Source organism: Nocardiopsis oceanisediminis, assembly GCF_048595525.1.
Classification (GTDB): domain Bacteria; phylum Actinomycetota; class Actinomycetes; order Streptosporangiales; family Streptosporangiaceae; genus Nocardiopsis_A; species Nocardiopsis_A oceanisediminis.
This window is the reverse complement of sequence record NZ_JAFMZJ010000002.1, coordinates 38360-60608: the sequence shown is the minus strand read 5'-3', so window position 1 is coordinate 60608 and position 22249 is coordinate 38360. Positions and strand designations below refer to the sequence as shown.

The following is a 22249-nucleotide window of genomic DNA, read 5'->3' as shown; positions in this document are numbered from 1 at the left end:
ACCTTGTGACCACGACTCGATACGAACCCTAGTGCCAGACGCATCTTTCGGGGTCGTAGCGGGATTTGCCCAGCTCTTTGATGATCGGCTGCGCCGGGGCATAGTCAGGGTTCAGCTGGCGGGCCAAAGTAATCACCCCGACCCGCTCCGCCCCCGCTTTCTTCAGGCTGTGTGCGGCGGACTGCGCTCGCGCCCCTGACACCCAGGTGTCTTCAAGGAGCAGCACCGCCGAGGGCTGCTTCCGCCCTGATGTGAGGGGCTCTGCAGCGAACCACTCCGTGTTCATGCTGCGCAGCGCCGAGTCGATGCCCGAGTTCAGCCGCAGGGGTGCCAGCTTGAGCGGGATCAGGGGGGACAGCATGGCCTGCAGTGGATGGACGCCTCCCGGCCTCTTCGTGCTGGGGACGAAGGCCACATGGGTGAACCCGGTGATTCCCAGCCGAGCCTTCACGCAGTTGAGGTGACGGCTGCAGAAGTCCCAGAACAGGCAGGTCAAGCGCAGTTTCGCTTCGCTGCTCGCCGGGTCGGCCTTGTATGCGCGCAGGTCGTGGGCGCCCTGGCCCTGGTAACCGACCCTGTAGGTGATCGGGGCCACCACATCGGCCAAGACGCCGCCCGATACCGTCCGGGATTCGACGCAGTTCCCGCAGATGCCCCTGCCGGCCGGCATCGCTCCGAAACACGCCGGGCAGATCTCGGGGAGCCCGCTCAAGGCCGGATTGAGGTAGTTGCTCTGCTCGGCGACCGAGCGCCTCACCACTTCCCGGGGAGGGCTACCAGGCAACGGCCGCTTCTCTCGCTATCTCTGCCAGCGTGGCGTCGGCATCGCGCAGGCGGGCTTCCACGACCTCGACCATCTCCTCCATGCGATCGACGACGTAGACCCCCGGCCTCTGGGCGAATTCCCGGGCCCACTGGTTGCCCAGCAGCTCAGAGGGGAAGATGAGCGGGCGGCCGTGCTGCAGGGCGTAGCGGGCCTGGATGCGGGCACCGCTGTGCTCGCCGGCCTCCACCACGACCGTCGCGGCCGCGTACCCGCTCATCACCGCGTTCCTCATGGGAAACGACGCGCGCGTCGGCGCCGCGTCGGGCAGGAACTGGGAGAGGATCATGCCGCGTTCGGCGATCTCGTCCTGCAGGTCCTTGTTCTGGCGGGGGTAGCAGCGGTTGATCCCAGTTCCGATCACCGCGACGGTGCGCCCTCCCGCGTCGAGCGCGGCCCGGTGGGCGGCGGCGTCCACCCCAGCGGCGAGGCCGCTGACCACCGTCACGTCCATCCTCGCCAGTTGCGCGGCGATGCTGTAGGCCATCTTCAGCCCGTAGTCGGAGGCCTCGCGGGAGCCCACCACGGCGATGGCGCGCGGATCGGGCCGCATCCGGCCTCGGAGGAACACCACCGGCGGCATCTCATGGATGTCCCGGAGCCGGGCGGGGTAGCCGGGGTCGCACAGGCTCAGGACCTCGACCCCCTGGCGCAGGCAGGCATCGACCATCTCCCGGGCCCGGGAGACTTCGGGCGCCTGCTCGACGACGGGGAACAGAGCCTCGCCCCCGAGCCTGTCCTCCAGCACCGCCGCGGCGCTTCCGCGCTCCATGACCTCACCGGCGACCGCCGGCCACCGCGCGCCTTTGCCCAGCAGAAGAGCGAGCATCGCGGTCCGCTCGTCGATGGTGTGCATGTCACCGATGGTAGAAGCCCGCCTCTGGCTTCCCAACCTCGCCATGCTTCCGCCTCCTGCCGGCCTGCTTGAGCACCGCTCCACCAGAATCGTACACCTGTTCACTTAACATGCTATGAGCTGCTGAGACATTTTCGCTTCGACCCCTGCAGGCCGCGTTGGAGGAACAGGCCCTCGCGGGAACGGCCAGGGCCTCCCCTCCCCTGCCCTGCTGGGGCCAGAACGCCTTCACTCCCCGGCCAGAAGAGGCAGGAGTCTGCCGAAGCGTTCGCGCATACGCGCCTCGGCACCGGTGTCGTGCCGCAACGGGACGGCCGACTGCGTGAAGTCGCCTGCCTCCAGAGCCCCGAGCCGGTACGGGGCGATCTCTGCCTGCGGGGTGTAGGCGGTGTGCTCAGGGCGCCCGTACTTGCCGATCGCCAGGAGGATGACGCGGGCGGCCCCTGCCGCGGTGAGCAGAGTGCGCGCCCAGTCCAGGGACATGCCCTGGGTGGTGAAGTCATCGGCGACGATGACGGTCTTGCCCTTCAGCTTGCCGGGGGCCGCGTAGCGCTCGCCCACGTGCACGCTGGTGGCCTGCGTGGCGATCGACACCCCAGAAGGGCGGCTCTCCCGCTTGGCCTTGACCCGCTCGCGGCTCGTGTCCAGGGCCTGGCGCCCGCGAATGAGCAGGTCCTCCTTGTAGTAGCTGCGGAACAGGTGCGAGGCAGGGCGGAAATAGCCGCTCAGCCGGTCGCTGACCTCGCCCGGTCTGCTGCTGGGGTAGATGCACATCAACGCCCCGGGGCTCATGAGCCCTTCGAGGTAGGCGTTGGCCAGGACCGAGAGCATCAAAACGTTGCGGGCATCGGTCCCGCCGATCTTCACCTCCTTCTTGTAGGTGAGGACGTCTTGCAGTGTGAAGCTGGTCCCCGGAGCAGTGCAGGGCAAGGACGCTCCGGCGGGGAGAAGGCAGCGCAGCTCCCATCCCTGGCCTCCTCCCGCATAGGCCCACGACGGTTCCCCCAGGAGGAAGTGCTCCAGCATCAGCCGGAAGTCGGCGGCGGAGCCGGCCTTATAGGCCTTGCAGTTGGAGGGGAGCTCATCTCCCCAGGCGGCGTGGACGTAGAACACCCCGGCGTTGATCGCGCTGCGCCAATCCCGGGCACTGCCTCCCATGTAGAAGAGCTCATGGTGCTTGACCCCCAGCCTCTGCGCGGCTACCTCGACCCACAGGGGTGATCCGCGCTTTCTGCCCTCGGGGATGTCGGCCGAATGGACGCAGGCCGCCGGCCGGGGGTAGCCCCGGGGCCCGCACACCTCTTCGGGGTCCATCGCCTCGGTGGAGAAGAGGCACCATGCCAGCCCCTGGCCGGCCGCCCAGTCGAGCATGGAGCCGATCTCTTCGGCATCCCCCTTCGTCAAGACTTTGTAGTCGATGATCAGAGCACGCACAGGCACGAGGTCAAGGCTTTCCGTCGAGGAGGCGGTGGAGGAGGTTCCGGAGGCGGAGAAGGTCGTCGGGGCGCAGCTCGCGCCGTTCGCACTCTTGGAGAAGGTGTCGTTCGACCCGGGAGAGTGCGTGGGTGGGATGGCCGTCGGCCTCGGCCAGGTTCCTCAGGAAGCGGTCCAGGGCCCGGAGGCCGGGAGCGGTGGAAACGTCGATCACGCGCCCTTGCGGCAGTGAGGAGATCAGCCGGTTGAGCTCGTCGCTGATACCGGCCCCCCTCAGCCCGATCACAGGAGTCCGGTAGCGCTGAGCGAAACCCACCGTGTGGGCGGTGCCCCCGGAAACGCGGCCTTCGGCGACGACGACCGCCTGAGCCAGGCCGGCTTGAAGCCGATTGCGCTGCACGAATTGCTCCCTGCGGTAGCGCCGGCCGGGAGGGTATTCGGTCGCGACGGCCCCTCCCTGTTCGATGATGCGCCCGCGCAGGGATCCGGTTTCAGCGGGGAAGACCAGGTCCAGCCCATGCCCCAGGAAGGCGACATTGCGCAGGCCGCATTCCAAAGCACGGTCATGGGCTGCTGCATCGATCCCGTTGGCCAGACCGGAGACCAAGGCCAGGGGGTAGGCGGCCATCGTCTGGACCGCCGCTCGGGCCGCGTCGGCCCCCGAGGCGGAAGGCTCCCGGGTTCCGACCACTGCGACATGAGTGCCGTTCAGGGCCTCGGGATCGCCCTGCAGGAACAGCCACCGGGGGCGGTCCGGGTCGGGCAGGCGGGTGAGGCGCCGCGGGAGTCGCTCAGGGCCAAGGACGTGGATGTTCCTTGAGGCCAGTTCGTCCATCTGCGCGCGGGCTTTGTCGAGCATGCGGGGATCGGCGCCCGCCAGGGGTCCGGTGAGCCTCGACGGTGCTTTGAGCTCCGCCAGCCGGGCAGCGGCCTCTTCCGGAGGGCAGGCCAAGAGCCGCCCCAGCCGGTCACCGCAGAGATCCACGAGTCTGCTCAGGCTCTGGTGCCCGATGCCGGGGGTTTCCGCCAGCGCCAGCAGCGCCACCGGGAACGAGGGGATGTCCGATGGGGGCATGGGCACCGGGTCGGCGGCGTGGCGGTCATCGCGACCGCTGCCTTCCGCCATTCCCCCGCCTCCCTCCGCTGTCGGCCTTCGGCCTCGCCTCTGGTGAAACGGGTGGCCGCGCCCTGCCCACGACCGGCCCCAGTGGCGCTGTTCTTCCCCGCCGCCTCCGGCTGCCACCGGTTCTAGCTTGACGCGTAGTGAGGCTGCCCGGTTGACCGTTGGGGAAGGCCGTGACCGGACGCGGCTCCTGGCGTGATGACCGGGCCGAGTCCGGGGGGGGCGGCCGAAGGGACGTGGTCCGGTCAGCGCATCGGCGGACCGCCGGGGGCGATCGCGCCGGCCGCGACGGTTCCGCGGCCGGCGGCGGCCATCTCTTCCAGTGCCCCGCCGACGTCGGCGGCGGCCTCGTGTGCCCAGGTGGCCAAGCGTCCTCCTCGTATCGGATACGGGCTCCCAGGTGGCGCAGGCCTGGAACGTGGGTGGCGCGCTGGTCGTAGGCGGTCTCGGTCACGGTGGAGGTGCCGGGGGCCTGTGTGAGCAGCGCACAGCTGCGGTTGCAGATCGGTGGGGGAGCCCGACCGGGCGCTCCGGCCCCATGCCGGTGGTGCGCTCGGCGCTGCGCGCCGCACCGGCCTTCCGGATGAACCTCGCCGCGGCCCGCCCGGAAAACCGGGTGCGCGACCTGACCCCGCTGTCGGCGCAGCAGCGGGCGTGTGTGGACTGGGTGGAGGCGGTCTGCCTGCCGATCGCGGCGATGGACTCCGACGGTGCGGCGCCGCCGCTCGATCTTCTCGGCCGCCCTAGACTGCGCGGTCTCCAAGCGGCTGCTGGGTACCAACCCGTTGGCCGGTGCCCAGATCACCCGGGGCCGGACCGCTGATGCGGCACCGGTTCCTCACCGCGTTCTTCACCCTGGCCTACCTCCCCGGAAGCCGGCCCTCGGAGACACGGGGGTGCGCGCAGGCGACATCGTCTGGCCGGAGGACGTCACCGGCCCTGAGGCGGCCCCGGGCTGGGGTGTGCTGATAGCGGCCGACTCGGCCCTCGGTTTCGTAGCAGTGGAGCCATTTGTGGGCGGTGATGCGGGAGACGCCCATCTGGGCGGCCAGCGGTGATGCGCTGGACGAGCAGGAGGCTCCCATGGACGGTCAGGCGGGCGTTACGGTGGGACATGGAGGCCTCCGTGTGGTGTGTGACCTGGTAGTTCCACCACATCGGAGGTCTTCGTCGTTGATCAAGGCTTACTGCCAACAACGTCCATGATCATTACACCTAGTACTGCAACGACACTTCGTGATGCACTCTGCGTCTGTAATGGCTGCTGCGAGCTCGGGCCTGGCTTCTTCTTCGCCACTGGGACCAGGCAAGGGCGTGCCGGGAACCGTTGCGAACCGGAAAGGTGATGCGGTTGAAGAGCCGCCGGGCCTCGTTCATCGTCACGGGCGCCAGGGGATGGCCGGCTACAGTCTCTGCATCCCCCTTTTTGCCTCCGCTCGCAGGATGGCGAGAAAGGCGAGGGCGGCCATGGACAGGGTTATATGCCGATACCATGCGGTGTAGCCGCGGACCTGGTAGTGGTCGAGTCCGGTTTCATTCTTCGCGGCCTGGAAACACTCCTCGACCATCCACCGCGATCCCGCGATCCGCGCAATCTCTTCCAGCGCCGTCCCCGCCGGGCAGAAGCAGATGTAGTAGGCGATGTCCGCGGGGTCGGCGATACTGCGCCGCGCCAGCAGCCAATGCTCCCATCCTTCACGCCTGAAGGGCCGGACCGCAGCTGCGGCCCAGTCGTAGACGCGCGGGCCGCGGGCGCCGCCGCCGCAGCTCAGACGCTCCCATGCCTCGTCAGGCAAGTCGCTGACCAACTGGTGCGCACGGGCCTGGCCGAAGAATTCCATCGTGATGACCATCTGCGACTTCGGGACGGCCAGGACATGGGGGATGTCGTGGGATTCCAGCCACACCCGGATACGGCTCGTCTGGCCATAGAGTTCATCCGCGGTCACCCATCCGAACGGGATTCCCGCCCCCGCCGCGCGCTGGAGCATGCGTAGGCCCATGTCCGGCTTGGTGGCGAAATCGATGTCATCGCCGATTCCGGCGGCCCGGCAGCGCTCCCGGTCCTCGGTCCAGGACTTGGGAAGGTAGAGTTCCCGGTCGATCAGCGCTCGCCCCCGGTCCGACCCATAGGCCAGGAACACTCCGATCTGGGAATTCTCGATCCGGCCGGCCGTCCCTGAGTACTGGCGCGCCACGCCGGCGGACCGGACCCCTTTCTTGAGGAATCCCGTCTCGTCGAGAATGAGGACTCCTCGTTCGGGGTCGCCGATATGCTCCATCACCGCATCGCGGACATCATCGCGCAACGCGTCTGCGTCCCACAGGTAGTGGTTCAGCAGCCGCTGCATGCCCTGGGGGCCGTCGTCCCCCGCGGCCTCCGCCAGGGTCCAGCCGTTCTTCCGCTCTGTCTCGCTCAGCAGTCCCCGCAGGTAGGACACCATCCGCCGCCGGGGCTCCACCCGCCCGAAACGTCCCGCGAACCGGGCCGTGAAGTCAAGAAACGCATCTGACCGGCCTTCGATTGTCTGCTTCACCACGATGCGGTCAACGATGCCACGTCCCCCGCATCACGGAGTGTCGTTGCAGTACTAGTTCGAATGCACGGCCCCAGCTGCGCCGCCCCGAAACCGGATACCAGCCCGGCCCCGGCGACATATGGTTTGCCTGCTACAACGGCCGGTCCGGCGACCCGGCCCCCGACGTGGCGCGCGCGGGCTGGCTCGCAGTCGATGGCCATGCCCGCATGGGCGTGCGCCTCGGTGAGTCAGGAGCTGCTCCCCGCACAGGCTCTGAAGCCCGGCCCCGGGTGGCCGGGACTGCACGCCTCGTTCGCCGGGATGCGTACAAGCCAGCCCCGCCCGGATCCCGGATAGCACCCGGCGGAAACCGCTCCCAGACGAAGGACAAGTACCCTTCCGGGGATGCTCAGGGGAGAGACGATCCCGCGCTGCCGCCGGGCGGCGGTCTCATCGACCTGGCGGGCCTGGACCACCCGCGCTGGCGGAACGGGCTGAGCGCCGAACGGATCGAGGTGACCGCACCCCGGACCCGCCCAGAGTCGCCCCCTTCCATGGGAAATATATTGCAGGCGAGGCAACTCCAGATACATTGACCGGCTTTCGTGGGACTGCGGCGAGGTCGACGGTTCGGCCCCCAGCCCCATACCAGGCTCCGTTGCCGTGTCGGCAAAGCATATTTTTATCTCACCGGGCATAGGCGCCCTGTATTATGCAGCTTCCTATAAGGTAGAGCAAGAAGCCGTGGAACCCTCAGTCCTGGAACCACTCCTCCGCTTCCTTGTTCCGCCCTTGCTTCCTCAGCAGAACGCCCAGATGGAGCCTGGCGTAATGGTCCCCTTTTTGAGCGGCGCACCGAAACCACCACTCGGCTTCTTTCTCCCTGCGCTGCTGTAACAACAAAAACCCCAGGCCGACCATGGCGGGAATCTCTCCCGCATCAGCGGCACGGCGATACCACCGCTCAGCCTCACGCTTATCGCCTCGCCTGTACAGCGAGTCACCGAAGCTGACCATCGACTCGCTGTCCCCTTTTTGAGCGGCGCACCGAAACCACCACTCGGCTTCTTTCTCCCTGCGCTGCTGTAACAACAAAAACCCCAGGCCGACCATGGCGGGAATCTCTCCCGCATCAGCGGCACGGCGATACCACCGCTCAGCCTCACGCTTACTGCCTCGTTTCCCACCCCACTCGTACAGCAAGGAGCCGAGGCCGACCATGGCGGGAATCTCTCCCGCATCAGCGGCACGGCGATACCACCGCTCAGCCTCACGCTTACCCCCTCGCCCCTCCAGGAGGAGGGCGAGATTGACCATCGCAATGGTGTTTCCCATTGCAGCGGCACGCCGATACCACCGCTGGGCCCCTCTCAGCTCGCCCTCCTCATGGAGCCAGCAGCCCATCAGGTTCATGGCCTGGGGGTGGCCGTCCTGAGCAAGCAGCGCACAAGCCTCTCGAGCCAGACCCTGCTGGCCTTCATCGGCGGCTCTACCGATGATGGCCATTCGCTCGTCGTCGTCGGCGGCGTGGACCAGGGCCGCCCGCCACACCGCCTCTGGAACGGAGCCTTCGGCGGCTTCGACGAGGTACTCGAACGGCTGCCACAGATCCTCACCGACGTCGAAAGGAATGAGCAGGCCGCTCACCCCTAGCCGGACCTCCTGGGCCCAATCCAGCGCCTGATCGAAGTCCTCTGGACGGAAGACCGCCGACCTTTGGAGATAGGCGGTATGAGCGGTCTCCAGCACCGACCGGTCGAGCGGGGCCGCCAAGCCCGTGCGGGTCAGGTCCACCGCCGCCGCCACTACCGCATATCCGCGAGGGTGCCCATTTCTAGAGGTCGGCCGATCGGCGTCACGCCAGAGGCCGAGCAGCTCGGGGCCGGCCGCCAAGTACTCAGCGACCCCGTGCACCCCCTGCTCTGCCACGCGTGCCGCCGAGTTCAGGCGTTCATCCCCCGATTCCGCGGCACGCCGGATCTCCTCAGGAGACCACCTTCGGTCCAGGGTCACGAAATTGAGGCGCTTGAGCATGAGGTTTCCGTGCTCCCGGTAGAGCGCGGCTCCATCCGGGGCCTCCAGCGAATGGGGGGCGCAGTGGTACTCATAGAGGTGGGTGCTCAGTGTTGCGGCGACGATGAGGCGGCTGCAGGTCAGCAGAGCCAGGTTAGTCTCAGTGAGCCCGCCGACTCCCGGAAGAAGGAACCGGTCGACGTTGTCGAGCCAAACGATCGCGCCTTCTTCGGCGAATGCGGGGGTGCGAGCGATGTGTTCGGCCAGGCTCCCCAGGTCGGTTCCGACCGGCGGAGAGATGAGGGGCCAGAAGCCGACCGTCTGCACCAAGGCGTTGACCAGGCTCCTGGTTTTACCGGCAGCCGAGTCTCCACGGACCAGCACCGCCCCTCCCCTCCGGGCGGCTTCCTGCACTGCTTCCACCAGCTTCCCATCGTGATCCCTGGGAACATAGGGAGGAAGTTTGGACCCGTTTAGACCAGGGCGCGCAGGACGCACCCCCAGGTTTCTGAGGTCGGCATGGGCCACGGGCAGCGCCGCGGCCAGAGCCGCTTCCACCTTCCGGTCCCGGTCAGGCGATATTCCGTTCCCTCCGCCGAGGTGTAGGGCACCGGTGAGAGAACCCACCTGGACGAGATTGCCGGCGGTGTTCATCTCGGCTCGGTTGCTCACCACCGGAGGCCCGAGGTAGCGAATGGTCGATGCGCAGGCATGGTGCCGATTGTGCCGAACTTCGCCCTCGCCCGCCTTCACATCTGCATCATTGCCACCCAGCTGAAGAACATTTCAGGATTCAACAATCCCTGATACTTGAAAAAAGAGGCACTCTCTTCGGATTTCTGCTTCATGCCTCTGCAGGGCACCCGCACCGCTTCCCTGGAGAGACGCACCCGGTCAAGCGATCTCAGCGGTTCCGTTTTTCGAGATACAGGAGGGCCGGGCCCCTTCGGCCGGATCGCCGATCTGTGAAGAACTCTCGGCGATGCGATGCAGCAGCCTCCCGCGCTTGCCTCCGCTCGTGCGGGGACGACGCTCCTTCGCAGCGCAGTGATTCCACGCTGGAGCGGAACGCCGCTGCCCAGCGCTTCGCCAACCACGTCCAAGGCGTAGTTGTCGGCGATGCCCGCCGCCAGTTTGTTGACGGTGTTGAACGAGGCGGGCGCGACCACCACTGCCTCGACTTTCGGGGTTCGCGGTTGGCCGGGATCCCGGTGCTGGCCGCGCGTCGGCCTGCTCATCCGCTGTTCCAGCGCAGAGGTGTCAACGAACTCGGCGGTCGAGGGCGTGGCGATCCCCTGCACCGCCCACTTCTGCTCCTGGGCCCTTCCCACCAGCTCTCCGACCCGCTCTGCCGCAGAGTGTTTTCATTCTCGGAGTCGATTCACGTAACCGCTGGTCAGGTAATCCCGAGAAGGTCGAGCAGGCAGATGAGTCAGTCATAGCCCACCCACCGGTGAGCCGTAGGAATGCTCGCGAACCCCAGTCGGGTCAGCAGGCCGTGCCCGGTGTCGGCAGTAGCCGGGCCGCGTGGGCTCTTACCGTCGAGGGTCAGTACGGCGACGTTGTCGACGGCCCCTGGGCCGCTCGGACGGCGGCGCCCTCCGCCGTGTACCCGAGACCCTGCCCGCAGCCGCCGGGCAAGGCGCCTCGCATCGAGAGGGCCTATCGGCCCCACCCACCGAGTTCTGCACCGAAGGCGCCGGCGGGCGGCAGAGGGCGGTCGCCTTGGAGGGGCCGCAACGCGATCAGGGAGGCCGCGGATCCCCCGGTCTGAGCTCTGGGCCCAGATGCTCGGAGCGCGGCCGGTTCCCGGGGCGCGCCGGGCCGACCGGGGCCTGGGGGCGTCCAACCGGTCTGTCCGGGCGCGGAAGCGGTCCGGCGCAGCGGTCGCGGGCGTCCTTCCGCCCACCGGTCAGGGCCCCGCCCGGAAGGCTGCAGGAGGCGGGCCCAGGCTCCGCCTGCTCCCCTCCGGCGCGCTCAGAGGCCGCTCCGACCTCGCGGGGCCCTTTGGGCTGCGCGCCGGCGTCGCACTCGGATCATGTCGGGCGCCCCGGCCCCCTCCGCTCGCCGTCGCGGCACCGCGCAGCGCCCAGGCGTTCTCAGCCGCGCCAGCCCAGGGCGCGGCGCACCGAATCCACCATGACCGCCTGCAGCCGCTCCACGATGGCCTCGCGCTGCTCTGGCGGGTAGGCCTCCAGATGGCCGATCGAGGCGGAGCAACCTCCCCACGCCCCCCACATGGCCGCCGCCGCCGCCATCGGGACGTCGGGGGGCAGGGCGATCTCGCCGCGGTCGGCGGCGGTGCGCGCCGCGGCCTCCAGGGCATGGCTCCAGCCGCGGATGCGCTGCTGCTCCCAGGCGTGCTGGGCGGCGTCGGTGGCGGCCAGGGAGGCCGAGGCCAGCAGCAGCGGGCCCGAGGAGCGCCACAGCGCGACCATCTCGGCGACCAGGCGCGAGGTGTAGCCGGCGAAGTCCTCGCCGGGTCCCAGGGCCAGGTCGACGCGGGCCATGTGGGCGTCCAGGTGGTTGCCGAGCGCTTCGCGGAACAGGTCCTCTTTGGAGGCGTAGTAGTGGTAGACGCTGGACTTGTCGATCCCCAGGGCTCCGGCGATCTGGGCCATGGTGACGCCGTGGATCCCGGCGCCCTGCTTGAGCAGTTCCAGGACGGATTGCTGCAGGCGGATCTTCTTGATCTCCCGCTGGCCGCTACTGGCCTCGGCGGAGTTGCGGCGGGCGGCTTTGGATTTGGAACCGTGGGGCGGCGGGGCTTCAGGCATATGCGAGAGGGTAGCGACCTGCAGGGCCGCCGTGGGCGCCGGGCCGCGCCCCGCCCGAAAATTTTTCCAACAGTGTTGGAGTAAGGGCCACCCCGCGTTGAGAAACGTCCGGTGCCTCTGCAAGACTACCGGTAACCGTTTCAGGAAGGTCACCCACGGTGACGCCGGGGGCCGAAAAGCCTGCCACCGGCCGATTCCGGGCCCGCCTTCCTGCGGCGACGGCGTGGGCGGTCCGCCGCGACACGCCGGGAAGCACTCCCCACCCGACCATTTTTCTGATACAGGTTTCTTTTATGAGCGAGACGCACGCACAGGAAGCCGCGCCGGCCCCCAAGCGCCGGGGGCCGGGGCGGCCCAGCAAGGGCGAGCGCCATCCTCACATGGTGCGCTTCCCCGTGAAGCTCTACGAGCGCCTGCAGGCCGACGCCGAGGCGGCAGGCTACAAGAAGGGCGAGTTCAGCGACTACGTGATCGCCGCCTGCAAGGCCGCCCTGGAGTCCAAGGGCCCCGACAGCGACGGCCACCGCTACGCTCAGAGCACCTAGAAACACGTAAGCCCCGGCGGCAACCGGGGCGAGACTACGTGCGGACTCACGATCCAAAAGACTCCCGGGAGACCGGTGGCGGCAACCACCACTCCCGGACACCGGACGAAGCAAGGAGGTGATCCCCGAGCCACGTCCCCAGCCGTCCCGCGCACCGCGGGAGAGCCACAACCAGGAGACCAGCGCCGCCTTGAAGCGGTACTTGGCAGATCCAGCAGGCAGCGCCCGGTCTCCCAATAACGGCGAAAGCACGGCCCCAAAGCCGCACCTGCGCCCACGGCCTCACACGAGGCCGCGTGTGCAGTTGTCAACCGCCCCCTGAGAAAGGGGGCCGGCACCCGTACCGACTGCTTACTTCCAGGTACGCGTACCGCTTGCTCCAGCTACTCGAGCTGACCCGCGAGGGGCCGTCACGCAGCGACCTCGGAAGGCCGACATCAACCGGCCCAGAGAGGTCGTGTTTAAAACTTGACCCCGAGAGGTCGTACTCATCGTACAACATGGCCTCGGGGCGGGTCTTCTATGCCCTGATACGGGATGGCGTGTCACCCCCGCAGGGCCCCCGGACCATGCCCCAGACGACGACCACAACCGCACAGCACAGGCAGTATGGGAGGAGTTCACCCGCTGGCACGCCCCGCGCGGCCGACTCCGCACCGACGTGCCCGCCGGCACCGGGGGATGGGCCCACCGCTACGACGCCGAGACCAGCGTCGCGGCGGGCCGCCCGGCCGGCCCCTACGCGATGTACCTGGCCCAGGCCGACTCCCGCTATCGCTTCATCGCCTTCGACCTGGACGCCAAACACGCCGGCCCCCAGGCCGTGCGCCGCGACGCCGCCCTGCTGGGCCGCCGCCTCGACGCCGCCGGCCTCGCCTTCGCCGTATGCGCCTCAGGCCCCCGCGGAGGACTGCACCTGTGGGTGCCCGTCACCGACCCGCGCGGCGCCCCGCCCGCCCTGGCCCACGCCATCGCCCGCGGAGCCGCCCTCCACTGCCCCACCCTCGACACCGCCCCCCTGCTCAACACCCGAACCGGCTGCCTGCGCCCGCCCGGCTCCCCCCACCGCGACGGAGGCTTCTCCCGCCTCCTCTTCCCCACCGACCCCTCCACCCTGGCCGCGCTGTGCGAAGCCGGCCCCAACCGCCTGGACCGCTTCGAGCGCCTGGCCCGCCACCTGGGAGCACCCCCCCAGCCCGAACGAGGGCAGGAGGAGGCGGGCGGCCTCATCGACACCCAGGCGATGCGCCTGGTGGGCCGCGGCCGCGCGCTCCCGGAGGCCACCGCCGCACTCCTGGAGCACTCCCCCGCCGACGCCTCGGCCCACCTGGCCAAGATCTTCACCGGACTGGCGCTGGCCCGGTGGAGCCTGGCCGAGGTGGAGGCCCTGGTCGCCTCCCGCCCCCGGGCCCCCGGCCTGGAGCACCTCCGCTCCCAGGGCGGGGCGGGCCGGCGGCGCCCCCGCAGCCGCACCGAGCAGTCCGCCCTCCTGCGCCGGCAGTGGGGACGGGTCCTGGCCTATGCCTCCCGGGCCCCGCGCCGCGACCGCCGCACCCGCGACACCCCCCGGGTGCGGGAACTGGTGGAGCGCGTCGCGGACATCGTCTCCGCGGTGGGCAGGCCCCGGTGGTGGCGGGTGCAGTCGGGGCCCTCCGACCGCAAGGCCCTGCTGTTCGTGGGGGCCATGGCCCTGGAGGCCCTGAGCGAAGTGGTCGAGGTGGACTGCCGGCGCCTGGCCGATGCCTGCGGGATGACCCCCTCCACCGCCTCCCGCGCACTGCGCCGCCTGATCCTGGACGGCAGGCTCGTGCTGGAGAAGAAGGGTGAGGGGCGCACCGCCAACGCCTACCGCCTGCGTTCCCCCTCCGCTTGGGGGGCCCAGGCGATACGCTTCCCTTCAGGGCCCCGGGGTGGCACACAAGCGATCCCAGCGCAGCGCGGTCCCGCTCCCTCCCCGACCCGCCAGGCCCTGCTCGCCGCAATCCGGGCCCGCCTGGACCACGCGGCCCACGACGTCTGGTGCGAACGCTCCCCTCTTGGCTCCTCAGGGCTGGGACGGCATGTGGAAGCGACCGCCTGGGAACTGGGAAAGACCCCTCAAAAACATAGCCTTTACGGTGTAGATACGGTGGGGGAAAGCGGCTACACCGCCAAGACGACCGCCCGCCACCTGCTGAGACTCCTCTCCTGCGACCTCGCGGAGATCCGGAAGGGCCTCCCCCGGCTCACGACCCCGGCACCCGCCCGCAGGGACCAGGCCGCACGCAGGCTGGGAACGGCCGGCACCCGGGCCCGCCGCATGCGCCACTACCGGGCAGAGCGCGCGGCCTACGCGGCCTGGTGCAGCGAACTCGAGCGCCTGAGGGCCCCCCGCGGCCTCCCCGCCCGGAGGAAAGCGCCCTACCCCCGCTCCCCCGGAGGGGCCCCCGACCACCGGACGGCCAGGCGCATCGCCGCCCTCAGACCGAGGAAGGGCGCACGATCGCTGAGGACCGGCCGGCCCTCCCACTGCTGAGGCCCCCGGGGGCCGTCCGGGCCGGAGAACGCCCTTCGGCCCCGGCGCGGTGTCGAGGCGCGGCCCTGCCCCGGAGGTTTCCCTCTCTGCCGGTCCCGGGTGAGCCTTCGGGCCTTCTCAATGCGGCCGGCGGAGAGGAGCAGGCCGCCCTGGCGGGCCGGCGGCCTTCACCCGGGCGATCAGGCCTCACAGGCCGTCCCACACCGCGATCTCCCCTCCGGGCATGCAGACCGCGCGCCCGCCGGAGGGGCCGACGACGCTCCAGGACTCGTAGTGAGTGTCAGGGGGAGCGGTCAATTCGACGCCGCTCTCGAAGACGATGCGCAGGGAGCCGTCGCCTTCTGTCCTCGCGGTGCTCATCGTGTCCCCGACCAGCCGGATGATGTGGAGCGCGGCAGGCCCTGGGGAGTCCGGTTCGAGGACGACCGCCCCGTTCCCGGGGGTCAGGAGCTCTATCTCCGCTTCAAGTGAAACCTGATGGCCTCCGCCGGTCAGGATCGTGACGGCGGAGTCGAAGCAGACCCGGATGATGCTCTGCTCTTCAAGGGGCAGGTTCATGGTCACCGACCGATCGGGGCCTGGGCGCGGTCGAACATCTTCGATGGGCTCCTGCCAGAGTGTGCTCTCTGCAGAGGCGGCCTCGGGGCCGACGGCTCCGAGGGACCGGCCGGCCTCGGACCGCTTCTCATCGCAGAAGCCGAGCCGGCCGGGCTCTCGCCCCGTCGACCGGTCCGGCCGAACCAGCAGACGCCGTATACATGGAAATTTCCCCGCAAAGGAGCGCAGGGCGCCGGTCTAGCACTTCAGCGGGATGCCGACCGCCTTGCAGGCGCGAGCCACGTCTTCTGTGGTCGTGTCTTTTGGCGAAGGGGCTGCTTTCATCAGCACGCCTTCATGGAAATCGATTATGTCAACTTCTGGGGCTGTCGGCTTTTTTGTTTCAGGAAGATGGGAGAAGTAAGTTAGCCATCCAACGTAAGGGGCTGAGACCTTCCTGTCCTGCATCTTTCGAAATTCTTTGGTGGAGAAAGTGAACCAGTCCGGGCTGAATTGGCGAATAATCGCCGCAGAGATGGCGGTTGATCTGTTTTCCGAATAGAGGCCCCCTTCTATTTCTTCGGTGTCGGGGAGTCTGAGAAGGAAATTATTTTTTAGGCGGCTCTCGCCGCCTGTGATCCCGCAATTCATGCTAAAGCTCGATGCACTTTCTTTTCCGTTCCAAAACTCGAGGCGCACGCCCGTGAGCGCAGATTCATCGAGCTCTTTTCCCTGCTCCATGAAGGAAAGAATGCTGGCAGAGTCTGTATTTATTGGCCGGTTTGCCTGTGCTTCCTCTTCGGAGGGGCCGAGGCTCCGCCAGCCTGACAGGTCGGATGATATCTCTTTCAGGGCGCTCAGGCACGAAGAGAGGGAGTCGGCATACTCGCTCGCCGGATGCCTGCGGGGGCCCCAGAAAGCAGAGGCCGTGAATCTCATGTCAAGGGCCTACGCCCAATGATCCGACGTGCGCATCTCCATTGATCGCCACCTGGGAGAGTGCCCCACGAAAAGAGAGGACGGGGTCGATCAAAGGATATCGGGTTCCCCGCCTCAACTCTCTGGGACTTCAACGAAAAATCCCTTAGAAACGCCTTTCTCTGATCTCTCATTCCTCGAGCGCCTCCCACTCCATTTCTTTGCGCTTCACGAGCCGCTTATTGCTCTGCCCATCCAGGGATCAAAATATCGAGAGCGAGCTGCCAGACGGGTTTTCCGCTGCCGCTGATCCAGATTGAAGAGCGCCCGCCAGAAGGCTGCTACCATCCTTGCGGCGGAGGGCTGCAGAGGATTTTGCCTGCCGTATCGACCTCCTTTTTCAGTAGCTCCTCGAATGACGTTCATCTCTGACGGGTGTGAGGTCTGTGCGCATCCGCGCCCCAGCCTCTCCTTTTTTGAAAAAATAGTACTGGCGGCCTTGGCGGTGAATGCAGGTCAGGGGTCTTTCGACTGGGTGCAGGCCGACTATCGGATGGAAGGGCAGTGAAGCGGAAGAGGGTCCCTGAGATCCTCTCTGCGTGGTCGGACGATAAGGAAAGTAGGTCACGGACCCCACATGTGTCCTGGCGGCCGGATTATCGACCGCACTACCTCAGTTCAAGCTCGAAATCTGAAGCAGGTTGCACACGGAAGACCACGACGGCAATTCTCGATAAATGCCATCTTGATCCGCATCTAAATAGTCGGGTGGCGCTTCGCTTATTTCTTCTACGTCGAGAAGGTAAAATTCTGTCAGATTGCCTGCACTGGCAAGCTGTGCTTCCAGGTAAAATCCAAGTCTCATGTGGAATAAGTTGTCTTCGCACTCAGGGATACTGGAGACCGCCGTCAGTGCGACGAAGGGCGTTTCCATTGAGGATGAAGTCCAGTTGAATGAGTGCAGGTTCCGCACCACAAGCAGCGCGGCGTTTCCATCTTTAAACTGCAAAGCGGTGCGCATCTCGAAGAGGAGTGCTGCGACGGACGTCAGCGGGCATACTCGAGAGTCGAGCAACTGGGCTTCCTGCAGTGCATTGTTTTCTCTTAAGGGGTCCATTTCAAGTGGCCTGGAGGGCGGCGAGAAACTTCTTTCCCTGATGAGGTTTTCTATCGAAAACATGAGAGTTCAATGTGGTTGCAGGGATCGGCTTTGAGGGCTGGTCATGGTCAGACGTCGGTGAGTTCCTGCCAAAGGGCGCCCTTGCCGGAGGCGGCCTCGGGGTCGATGGCTGCGATATTCCGACCGACTTCGGCCCGCCTCTCGTCGTAGAAATCGAGCTGGTCGGGCTCCCAGGCCCAATCGACCAGTTGGATCAGAACGGGAAGTGCCGCGCACCAGCGCCAACTGCATTCAACGTAGTGCTCGATCGAGGAGTTGAGCAAGGAATTGGAGGAAGCGGGTTCCTCGGAGAGAACGTAGACCGCCCCGGTGCCGATTTCGGCTCCGATGCACAGGTGATTCAACCGTCCCAGGAGGTAGAAGCCGCTTCCATACCTTGACAGGGCGGGATCCAGGGCCTGTTGAGGCGTGTTCTCGAAGAAGCCGGCCTTGATTCGTGCGGGAAGTCCCCAGAGGTCGAGTACAGCACGATCCCTGTCCGGGATGAGCCAGGAGGTTGTGGCAGGCGGGGCTTGCACGGTCTTCTCGGAATCGACGATCTCGGCCAATGGCAGCAGATAGGCATCTTGAAGCGTGCGCTCGGCCCCGGCGCGGATGTCGTCGTGGTGATCCGGCACGGTGTCAGCGGTCCCCGTTCTCATTCATGTAGCGCGCGATGTCCCTCGCGTTCTGCGCGGCTGGAGGGATCGGCTTTGCTGGTCGTTTTTCCGGTTGCAGGATTGACTGTTTGCCTCCCTTTGCTCACGTAGACCACATATCCATCAGGGTATGCACATTTTCCGGTGGCAGTGGGATCCATTATTCGGATTGCAAGGATTCCCGGGGTGGGTTGTAGATCGGACTTGGATTGCAAAGGGGTCAGCTCGGATCCTGTGTTCGAGCCCTCAGTTTCGCCTCCACGTAGTTCGTGATGGTGGTCGCAGTGAAGTGGGGGCCCGTCCTTTCTTCCAGAAAAGACTCCACATGCTGGAAGAGCGTGGATATTTTGTGGTCGTCGTCCCGAGAGAGGGATTCGCCTTTCGGGGTTTGAGTGGATATTCTTTCAATCATTGCGGGCCAGGACAGGTTCGCCTCCAAGCCGTATCTGAGCGCCAACCAGTGGGGGAAGCCGGCCAGGAGGCCCCATTCGTTTCCTGCGTCACACCCCATGATGAATGCGACCATCTCTGAGTAGTTTCCGGAAATTCCATAGGCATTAGGGCGTTTTTGTGCGTCGCGGAAGAGGTTTATGTAGTCCATGGTGCTACTAGTCTTTCAATTCAGTGAATTCGAGGTCATCTCCGTATTGCCATAGATTTCGGTATTCTTCTATGGGGACGCCGTGTCTGCTGCTGAATGCATCGTAAACGCGCCCGTCCTTGATGACGACATCGTGGTGGCCCCATCCAGTGTCCTCGCCTCGGTATTGTCCGAGAAATGGGGCGCCCAAGGAGTCCTGAATCCTGTAGCGGGTGCCCCCGATCCTGCTTTGGATGTCACGTGCGACATCTTCGCATCCAGAGCTTCCACAGATCTCCCCTGGGTCCCTTGGTTCCCAATCCTCGCCAAGATCGCTGCAATCTGAGCTGTCATTATGAGTGAGGAGTGAGACGCTGCCGGTGGAAGCGTAGTAGGTGCTGAGGTCGTCGACGGTGAGGTTGTGGACCTGCTGGTCGTCCGCCCTGTGCACCTCGGTCGCGGTGACCTGGGTCCAGGTGCCGGCGGAGGTGCGCAGCCAGGTGCCCGGTTGCAGGTCGATGGCGTCGACCCATCGGGCGGGTTCGGGGGCCCAGAAGGGGTGCTCGTCGGTGGCGGTGACGGTTCCGGTGTTGCCTGAACCGTCGTCGGTGGTGATGTCGACGAGGGCCTTGGGGCCGTCGCCGGCGATGGTGGCGGTGACCTCGCGAGGCCCTTCTTCTCCGGTGAGGGGGTCGAAGGCCCAGACCTCGTCGTCGGCCGTGATGTCCTCGATGGGGGCGGTGCTGCCGTCGGCGAGCAGCACGGGGGTGCCCGGCAGGAAGCTGTTGGAGGCACACGTGATGCCGTCCTTGTCCCCTTCCTCGGACTCCCCGTCTTTGCCTTTGCCGCCTTCGCCGTTCTGGTCGGAGCCGCCCCCCTTGTCCGGCGGGGTGTCCGGGGTGCCGGGGAGCTTGCCGCCGTCGGGGATCTTGCCGAGGGTCTTGATCATCTTGATGACGATCCCGGCCCCCAGGGACAGCAGCGATCCGAACTCCCACAGCCCATAGCCCAGGACCAGGGCCCAGTCCCCTTCCGAGAAGGCCTGCCGGAACTCCTTGCTGACCAGGAGCCCCCAGGGGTCCTCCATGACCGCCTGCGCGAAGCCCGCGATGGCCTGCGGTGCGTCGGTGACCAGCGCCCACAGCCCTTGGACGGCCCCGGCCATGTCCCCGGCGGCGGCGGTGAGCAGCGCGTCGAGGAAGCGCTCGACCACCGGGTCGTCGGGATTGATCTCCCCGACGGGTTCGGGCATGCCGTCCTCGCCGGGGGCCAAGTGCAGCCCGCCATCGGGCGGGGTGCCGCCGAAGACACTGCCATAGACCGGCGAATCGCCCTCCCACAGGGCGTTCTCGGCACCGGCGGCCTCGTCTTCGGGGTCCGTGGCTTCCTCCGGGAAGGCTCCGGGGGCACCGGTCCCCTCGGTTCCGGTTTGGGAGCCGGTACCGGTATCCGTGTCGGCTGCGCCGCCGGCGAGCGGTGGCGGGGAACCGTCCTCGTCCCCGTCGGCCTGGGGGCCGGCGACGCTGTCCATGGAGTGCTGGAGCAGGGCGGCGATGCGGTCGGCCATCCGCAGGTCCATGACGACGCTGAGGATCGCGGCGATGAGCAGGACGATGGCGGCGTATTCGATCATGCTCGCGCCGCGTTCGGGGTTGCGGATTCGGTTTAGCACCAAGGCACCTGGGGGGAGAGGGGCGGGGTCAGGAGGCCAGGAAGGTCCGGGAGGAGCGGCGGAACACGAGGACGAGCATCGCGGTGGGCAGCAGAAGGTTGATCAGCCCCTGGGGTTCCCCGGCGCCGATCCTGCCCAGCGCCATCAGCAGGAGGAGCGACAGGAACACCGCGATCGCGATCAGCAAGGGGCGGCGGCCGCTGGGCAGGCGCAGGGCCAGGGCCAGGGCGATGGCTCCGGGGAGGGCCACCCAGACCAGGAGGGCGAGGACCTCGGGGGTGATTCCGCCGATGATCAGTCCGCCGATGATCTGCAGCGCGACGGCGGCGGCGAAGACGAAAAGCAGGACGCGGGTGGCCTTGAGAGGGACGGGAAGCGGGCGGCGCACGGGCGAAGAGCCTCCTGGGAGAAAGGCGGGGTTCGGGCGGGACATCAAGGGGGTGTGCGGAAAGTTCCGGTAAGGCTACGGATGGTCCGCTTCCGGGGCTTGGGTCCAGGGGCCCAAGCCGGGCCCAGTGACTGTCGGGCACGCTCCTGGCCAGCGGGAACGCGAATGGCCGTTTCCGGCCGTGTGCTTTTCTGTACCAAGAGTGACCGCGGGCGGGTGAGAAATCGGCAGGGTGCAGCCGCCCGCCGAGAATCTCCACAGGGTCCAGACCGCCGATCTGCGCTGCTCCGGTGTGGGCGGGGATCGGGTGTGGAATGCCTCGTGGGCCGCCCCGGATCACGTTGCGATCCCTCTGGGGACGATCAGCGACCGAAAGCAAAGCCGCCGCTCACAGCCCCCTTCCCAGTCCTGGATGAGGGCCGTTCTGCAGCGGACCACCAGTAGTGCAGCATCGCAGGTCGAAAGGGTGCGGCCAATTCGCCCCACAGCACCGGGCCGCCACCGCAGAACTCCTTCCCGGCCGCCTGGGTCCTCACGGCATGGTGCGCCTGCATGCGGCGGACATCGAGACCTGGTGCGGCCCCCAGAGGAATTCCTGGACGGCACCCTCCTCTCGGGCACCCTGCGGGGCTTGATCTGAGGCGTCCAGCCGCTCCAGCCGCGCCCTGTCCCCGGAACGGCCGGGGTTCGGGCCTGCGGGGCTGTCCAGAACAGGCTCTCCTGTCCCGTTTCGGTCGGCGGCGCGGGTCTGGGGTCATAGCGTCCTGCGGCCTCCAAGTGGTGGGGGTCGGTCCAGGGGTCTTGCCGTGTTCCGTGTTCCAGCAGGCGCTGGAAGACCTGCGCGGCGGCCTGCGGCGGGGACGGGGATGCGCAGGTGCCCCAAGAGCGCGTCCAGGGCGTGGGAGGCCGGCTCGGGGTGGGCGCGGCGGGCCAGGCGCACGGTGTCCAGGAACGGGGTGGCCGCCAGGCGGGGCCGTGCCGGCGGTGGTGGGGACCTCCTCGCAGCCGTTCTGGCTGTTCTGGTCGGCGGCGAACGGGCGGCCGTCCTCGCACGCGCCGGACTGCTTCGCGCGTCGCGACGGCGGGATGGCCGTGGTCATCGACTGCAGGCCGACTGAATCCAGAGTCTGCGGGGCAGTCCATAGCTACTGAAGCTCTGCTGGGCGCATTGGGCCGTCCAGCCGCATGATTCGCCGGCTCAGGGTGACGGTAAGACCGGACCGGATTGTGGTCGGAACCCCTCCTCCTTCCGCCACCGGGCGGATGGCTTCGGGCTTCGGTGCACTGCATCCGTCCGGGGGCAGCGGAGCGTCCTACCGAAAGTGCTCGGCTTGTGGCCGGATGCGGTCGCAGGCGGCCGCAGGGCAGAGGTCGGCGTTCGATCCTGCGGGCCGAAGACTCGGCGACTCTGCCCATCGGCTCCGGCGGTTCCAGGGCCCCGTCCCACCGCAGATTGTCTGGGGTCGGCCTCCGGGAGCTGCGGGCGAGGCGTCCAAGCAGGCCTACCAGGCAGAGAAGCCAGGATCCACCTGCGATGATGCGGGCCGGTTCGGGGTCGGCCCTGCTCTTCCGGTCGGCGGCGAGGCAGGGCCTCTTCTTTCCGACACGCCCGGGAGCAAGAAACGCGGGTTGTAACCCCCCGAAAGGTATGGATTAGCATACCGTTGGGTTCTGCAGGGGGTCGGCGCCGGCGGCGTTGCACCGGAGCGATCCCAGAGGACGATGGCGAAC

18 protein-coding genes and 2 pseudogenes are annotated in these 22249 nt (G+C 67.4%); 3 read left to right on the top strand and 17 right to left on the bottom strand.

What is annotated here, in order from left to right:
- Nucleotides 1-28: 28 nt before the first annotated feature.
- From J0910_RS30190 to J0910_RS30170, 5 genes are all read right to left on the bottom strand, one after another.
- The gene (locus J0910_RS30190; protein WP_420162171.1) at nucleotides 29-757 is read right to left on the bottom strand and encodes a phosphoribosyltransferase; all 729 of its coding nucleotides are present in this window, start codon (nucleotides 755-757) and stop codon (nucleotides 29-31) included.
- A gap of 16 nt (nucleotides 758-773) precedes the next feature.
- Entirely contained in the window at nucleotides 774-1679 is a 906-nt protein-coding gene (locus J0910_RS30185; protein WP_420162170.1) for a DNA-processing protein DprA, read from the bottom strand.
- Nucleotides 1680-1907: 228 nt separating this feature from the next.
- Nucleotides 1908-3083 carry a hypothetical protein gene (locus J0910_RS30180; protein ID WP_420162169.1) on the bottom strand — a complete coding sequence of 392 codons (1176 nt, stop codon included), beginning with the start codon at nucleotides 3081-3083 and terminating at the stop codon, nucleotides 1908-1910.
- 40 nt (nucleotides 3084-3123) lie between these two features.
- Nucleotides 3124-4239: a DNA-processing protein DprA gene (locus tag J0910_RS30175; protein ID WP_420162168.1), complete on the bottom strand. Its 1116-nt coding sequence runs from the start codon at nucleotides 4237-4239 to the stop codon at nucleotides 3124-3126.
- A gap of 242 nt (nucleotides 4240-4481) precedes the next feature.
- Nucleotides 4482-4604 carry a hypothetical protein gene (locus tag J0910_RS30170; RefSeq protein ID WP_420162167.1) on the bottom strand — a complete coding sequence of 41 codons (123 nt, stop codon included), beginning with the start codon at nucleotides 4602-4604 and terminating at the stop codon, nucleotides 4482-4484.
- Nucleotides 4605-4783: 179 nt separating this feature from the next.
- On the opposite strand from J0910_RS30170, the gene J0910_RS30165 reads away from it, so the two are divergent.
- Entirely contained in the window at nucleotides 4784-5059 is a 276-nt protein-coding gene (locus tag J0910_RS30165; protein WP_420162166.1) for a hypothetical protein, read from the top strand.
- A 151-nt stretch (nucleotides 5060-5210) separates the two neighbouring features.
- Here the strand turns inward: J0910_RS30165 and J0910_RS30160 are convergent.
- The 5 genes and pseudogenes from J0910_RS30160 to J0910_RS30140 form a co-directional block, all read right to left on the bottom strand.
- A pseudogene (locus tag J0910_RS30160) lies at nucleotides 5211-5352 on the bottom strand (IS481 family transposase); the annotation flags it as partial.
- A gap of 99 nt (nucleotides 5353-5451) precedes the next feature.
- Nucleotides 5452-6680, bottom strand: a pseudogene (locus J0910_RS30155) (IS701 family transposase).
- 828 nt (nucleotides 6681-7508) lie between these two features.
- Nucleotides 7509-9521: a tetratricopeptide repeat protein gene (locus J0910_RS30150; protein ID WP_420162165.1), complete on the bottom strand. Its 2013-nt coding sequence runs from the start codon at nucleotides 9519-9521 to the stop codon at nucleotides 7509-7511.
- Nucleotides 9518-10099: a flavoprotein gene (locus J0910_RS30145; protein WP_420162164.1), complete on the bottom strand. Its 582-nt coding sequence runs from the start codon at nucleotides 10097-10099 to the stop codon at nucleotides 9518-9520. The genes J0910_RS30150 and J0910_RS30145 overlap by 4 nt, the downstream gene beginning before the upstream one ends.
- Before the next feature lie 768 nt (nucleotides 10100-10867).
- Nucleotides 10868-11545: a TetR/AcrR family transcriptional regulator gene (locus J0910_RS30140; RefSeq protein WP_420162163.1), complete on the bottom strand. Its 678-nt coding sequence runs from the start codon at nucleotides 11543-11545 to the stop codon at nucleotides 10868-10870.
- A 293-nt stretch (nucleotides 11546-11838) separates the two neighbouring features.
- Here J0910_RS30140 and J0910_RS30135 point away from each other — a divergent pair, with 293 nt between their 5' ends.
- Together J0910_RS30135 and J0910_RS30130 are read left to right on the top strand one after the other, a co-directional pair.
- The gene (locus J0910_RS30135; protein WP_420162162.1) at nucleotides 11839-12090 is read left to right on the top strand and encodes a hypothetical protein; all 252 of its coding nucleotides are present in this window, start codon (nucleotides 11839-11841) and stop codon (nucleotides 12088-12090) included.
- Nucleotides 12091-12751: 661 nt separating this feature from the next.
- Nucleotides 12752-14605: a hypothetical protein gene (locus J0910_RS30130; protein ID WP_420162161.1), complete on the top strand. Its 1854-nt coding sequence runs from the start codon at nucleotides 12752-12754 to the stop codon at nucleotides 14603-14605.
- Nucleotides 14606-14791: 186 nt separating this feature from the next.
- Here the strand turns inward: J0910_RS30130 and J0910_RS30125 are convergent, their stop codons facing one another.
- The 7 genes from J0910_RS30125 to J0910_RS30095 form a co-directional block, all read right to left on the bottom strand.
- Nucleotides 14792-15163 carry a DUF6188 family protein gene (locus tag J0910_RS30125; RefSeq protein WP_420162368.1) on the bottom strand — a complete coding sequence of 124 codons (372 nt, stop codon included), beginning with the start codon at nucleotides 15161-15163 and terminating at the stop codon, nucleotides 14792-14794.
- A 237-nt stretch (nucleotides 15164-15400) separates the two neighbouring features.
- Nucleotides 15401-16081: an Imm52 family immunity protein gene (locus J0910_RS30120; RefSeq protein ID WP_420162160.1), complete on the bottom strand. Its 681-nt coding sequence runs from the start codon at nucleotides 16079-16081 to the stop codon at nucleotides 15401-15403.
- Nucleotides 16082-16733: 652 nt separating this feature from the next.
- The gene (locus tag J0910_RS30115) at nucleotides 16734-17240 is read right to left on the bottom strand and encodes a hypothetical protein (RefSeq protein ID WP_420162159.1); all 507 of its coding nucleotides are present in this window, start codon (nucleotides 17238-17240) and stop codon (nucleotides 16734-16736) included.
- Between the two features lie 47 nt (nucleotides 17241-17287).
- Nucleotides 17288-17857 carry an SUKH-4 family immunity protein gene (locus J0910_RS30110; RefSeq protein WP_420162158.1) on the bottom strand — a complete coding sequence of 190 codons (570 nt, stop codon included), beginning with the start codon at nucleotides 17855-17857 and terminating at the stop codon, nucleotides 17288-17290.
- Between the two features lie 241 nt (nucleotides 17858-18098).
- Complete coding sequence (locus J0910_RS30105; RefSeq protein ID WP_420162157.1) at nucleotides 18099-18479, bottom strand: hypothetical protein; 381 nt, start codon at nucleotides 18477-18479, stop codon at nucleotides 18099-18101.
- Nucleotides 18480-18486: 7 nt separating this feature from the next.
- Nucleotides 18487-20091 (bottom strand): polymorphic toxin-type HINT domain-containing protein, encoded by a 1605-nt coding sequence (locus J0910_RS30100; RefSeq protein ID WP_420162156.1) that lies wholly within the window; start codon nucleotides 20089-20091, stop codon nucleotides 18487-18489.
- Between the two features lie 67 nt (nucleotides 20092-20158).
- The gene (locus tag J0910_RS30095) at nucleotides 20159-20518 is read right to left on the bottom strand and encodes a hypothetical protein (protein ID WP_420162155.1); all 360 of its coding nucleotides are present in this window, start codon (nucleotides 20516-20518) and stop codon (nucleotides 20159-20161) included.
- Nucleotides 20519-22249: the final 1731 nt, after the last annotated feature.